The sequence below is a fragment of the Mycobacterium sp. genome, assembly GCF_051006775.1.
Classification (GTDB): domain Bacteria; phylum Actinomycetota; class Actinomycetes; order Mycobacteriales; family Mycobacteriaceae; genus Mycobacterium.
In genome coordinates this window covers 1-3,415 of sequence record NZ_JBPCSX010000156.1, presented here as the reverse complement: position 1 = coordinate 3,415, position 3,415 = coordinate 1, and the positions used below count along the sequence as shown (strand labels likewise).

At 65.4% G+C, this 3,415-nt stretch carries 4 protein-coding genes; all 4 read right to left on the bottom strand.

Annotated elements, in window-relative coordinates; genetic code table 11:
- Window positions 1–395: ClpX C4-type zinc finger protein (locus ACR2JI_RS11355; protein WP_526390176.1), on the bottom strand; the 395-nt coding region annotated here is incomplete at its 3' end.
- Between the two features lie 258 nt (window positions 396–653).
- Complete coding sequence (locus tag ACR2JI_RS11350) at window positions 654–1,310, bottom strand: ClpP family protease (protein ID WP_526390175.1); 657 nt, start codon at window positions 1,308–1,310, stop codon at window positions 654–656.
- On the bottom strand, window positions 1,303–1,890 hold the full coding sequence (locus ACR2JI_RS11345; RefSeq protein WP_526390178.1) for a ClpP family protease: 588 nt from the start codon (window positions 1,888–1,890) through the stop codon (window positions 1,303–1,305). The genes ACR2JI_RS11350 and ACR2JI_RS11345 overlap by 8 nt, the downstream gene beginning before the upstream one ends.
- 138 nt (window positions 1,891–2,028) lie before the next feature.
- Window positions 2,029–3,396, bottom strand: coding sequence for a trigger factor (tig, locus tag ACR2JI_RS11340; protein WP_526390177.1), 1,368 nt, complete (start codon window positions 3,394–3,396; stop codon window positions 2,029–2,031).
- Window positions 3,397–3,415 lie beyond the last annotated feature (19 nt).

The window sequence follows — 3,415 nt, the reverse complement described above, 5'->3', positions numbered from 1 at the left end:
GTCTGGGCCAGGTAGGTCTTGCCGCAGCCGGTGGGCCCGAGCATCAGGATGTTGGACTTGGCCAGCTCCACCGGCTCGGAACGGGGGTCCCGCTTCTCGCCGGCCTGGATGCGCTTGTAGTGGTTGTAGACCGCGACGGCCAGCGTGCGCTTGGCGGTGTCCTGCCCGATGACGTAGTTCTCCAGGAAATCCCGGATCTCGGCCGGCTTGGGAAGCTCATCGAGTTTCACGTCGTCGTTGTCGGCGAGTTCCTCTTCGATGATCTCGTTGCACAGGTCGATGCACTCATCGCAGATGTAGACGCCGGGGCCGGCGATCAGCTTCTTCACCTGCTTCTGACTCTTTCCGCAGAAGGAGCATTTGAGCAGGTCACCGCCGTCTCCGATGCGTGCCATGGTGGTGAGCCCTACTTCCTTCGCACGGTTGGATAACTACGTCTTGTGTCGGTCCTGTTCGACGCTACCCGCTGGCCCGGCAACCCTCGACCGATAGAGGCGAATAGCGTCTGTGGTATTCGAGAAGATAGCCCGTCACGGGCCTCCGGTCGCTGCGGCGCGGCGGACGTGCCTCTGGCGTGTCGCGCCTGTTACCGAAGCGGAACCCACGCACACCTACCGAGCGGGCCGCTCGCACACCTACCGAGCGGGCCGCTCTCATACCTTCTGAGCGGACAGCTTGCGGTAGGCCAGCACGGTGTCGATGATCCCGTATTCCTTGGCCGCCTCGGCGGTGAGGATCTTGTCGCGGTCGGTGTCCTTGCGGATGACGGCCGCGTCCTTACCGGTGTGGCGGGCCAGCGTCTCTTCCATCAGGGTGCGCATCCGCTCGATCTCGGCGGCCTGAATCTCCAGGTCGGAGAACTGACCCTGGATGACGCCACCGAGCGAGGGCTGGTGGATCAGGATCCTGGCGTTGGGCAGCGCCAGCCGCTTACCCGGCGTGCCGGCGGCCAGCAGCACCGCGGCCGCCGAGGCGGCCTGACCGAGGCAGACCGTCTGGATGTCGGCCCGCACGTACTGCATGGTGTCGTAGATCGCCATCAGCGAGGTGAACGAGCCACCTGGTGAGTTGATGTACATGGTGATATCGCGATCGGGGTCCAGCGACTCCAGCACCAGGAGCTGGGCCATGATGTCGTTGGCCGAGGCGTCGTCGACCTGCACGCCGAGGAAGATGATGCGCTCCTCGAAGAGCTTGTTGTACGGGTTGGACTCTTTGACACCCCAGCTGGAGTGCTCGACGAACGACGGCAGGATGTAGCGCGCCTGCGGTGCGAGGCGGGGGTCCGCCTGAGGTGAGATGTCAGACATTGTTGGCTCCCGAGATGTGCGCGCGGGTGATGACGTGGTCGACGAAGCCGTACTCGAGGGCCTCCTGCGCGGTGAACCAGCGGTCACGGTCGGAATCGGCCTCGAACCGCTCCAGCGGCTGACCGGTGAACTCGGCGTTGAGCCGGAACATCTCCTTCTTGATCAAGGCGAACTGCTCGGCCTGGATCGCGATGTCGGCGGCGCCACCGGTGATACCGCCCAGCGGCTGGTGCATCAGGATCCGGGCGTGCGGCAGCGCGTAGCGCTTGCCCTTGGCGCCGGCGGCCAGCAGGAACTCGCCCATCGAGGCCGCCATTCCCATCGCGTAGGTTGCGACGTCGCAGGGGGCCAGCACCATCGTGTCGTAGATGGCCATCCCTGCGCTGATGGAGCCGCCCGGGGAGTTGATGTAGAGCGAGATGTCCTTGGTGGGGTCCTCGGCGGCCAGCAGCAGGATCTGCGCGCACAGCCGGTTGGCGATGTCATCGTCGACCTGCGAGCCGAGGAAGATGATCCGCTCGGCGAGCAGCCGCTCGTACACCGAGTCGGTGAGGTTCAGCCCAGCCATGCCGGAACGCATGTGAGTCACGACTTCATACCCGCTTTCTCAAACTTGGTCACTCGAACCTGATCGTCTCTGGAATCTGATCTACGCGTCTGACCCTAACCAACCAGGCTGCCGCGTTCTTCCCGCGGCGGCGCGCTTTCGCTCTCGGCGTTACTTCTCGTCGGCGGGAGCCTCATCAGCGGCCTCGTCGGCAGCCCCGGGCGTACCGAAGAACTCGCTGGTGTCGATGACGTTGCCGTCGGTGTCGGTGACGGTGGCGGCCTCGACCACCGCTGCCACGGTCAGACCGCGACGGACGTCGGCGAACACCGCCGGCAGCTGGTTGTTCTGCTGGAGCAGTTGCAGCAGCTGCTGCGGCTCGATGCCGTACTGGCGGCTCATCAGGACCACCCGCTCAGTCAGGTCGTTCTGACCCACCTGGATCTCGAGCTTGTCGGCGATGGCGTCCATCAACAGCTGGGTCTTGACGGCCTTCTCCGCGGCCTCGCGGTTGTCGACGTCGAACTTCTCCCGGGAGCTGCCCTCGGCCTCCAGCGCCTCGGCCAGCTTGGCCTCGTCATGGTCGAGCTGGTGGATCGCATTGTGCAGCGCGGAATCGACCTGCGCCTGGACGATGCCCTCCGGCAGCGGCACCTCGACGAGTTCGAGCAGCTTCTCCAGGGCGCTGTCGCGGATGGTCTCGGCCTGATGGATCCGCTTGACTCTGCGCACCTGGTCGGTGAGGTTCTCACGGAGTTCGGCCAGGGTGTCGAATTCACTTGCCATGCCCGCGAATTCGTCATCGGCCTCAGGAAGCTCACGTTCCTTGACCGACTTCAGCGTCACCGTCACCTCGGCGTCTTCGCCGGTGTGGTCACCGGCGACGAGTTTGGTGGTGAATGTCGCGGACTCACCCTCGGAGAGTCCGGTGATGGCGTCGTCGAGACCCTCGATCAGCTGGCCGGAGCCGACCTCGTGGGACAACCCCTCGGTGCTGCCCTCCGGCAGGTCCTCACCGTTGACCGAGGCGGTCAGGTCGATGGAGACGAAGTCGCCGTTCTTGGCGGCGCGCTCGACACCCTTGAGGGTGCCGAACCGGGCCCGCAGGGTGTCGAGTTCGGCGTCGACCTCGGCGTCGGAGACTTCAACCGGATCGACCGAGATCTTCAGGGTGGCCAGGTCGGGCAGATCGATATCGGGCCGGACGTCGACCTCTGCGGTGAACACCAGGTGCTCGCCGTCCTCGATCTTGGTGACCTCGATATCGGGCTGACCGATCGGGCTCAGTTCGCTGGCCGTCACAGCTTCGCTGTAGCGGCTGGGCAGCGCATCGTTGACCACCTGGTCGAGCACGGCGCCGCGACCGACGCGGGCCTCGAGCAGCTTGGCCGGCGCCTTGCCGGGGCGGAAACCGGGCAGCCGCACCTGCTGGGCCAGCTGCTTGTAGGCGCGCTCGAAGTCCGGCGCAAGCTCCGTGAAGGGCACCTCCACGTTGATGCGCACCCGGGTGGGGCTCAACTTCTCGACGGTGCTCTTCACGGCGGTACTCCTCGGGTCG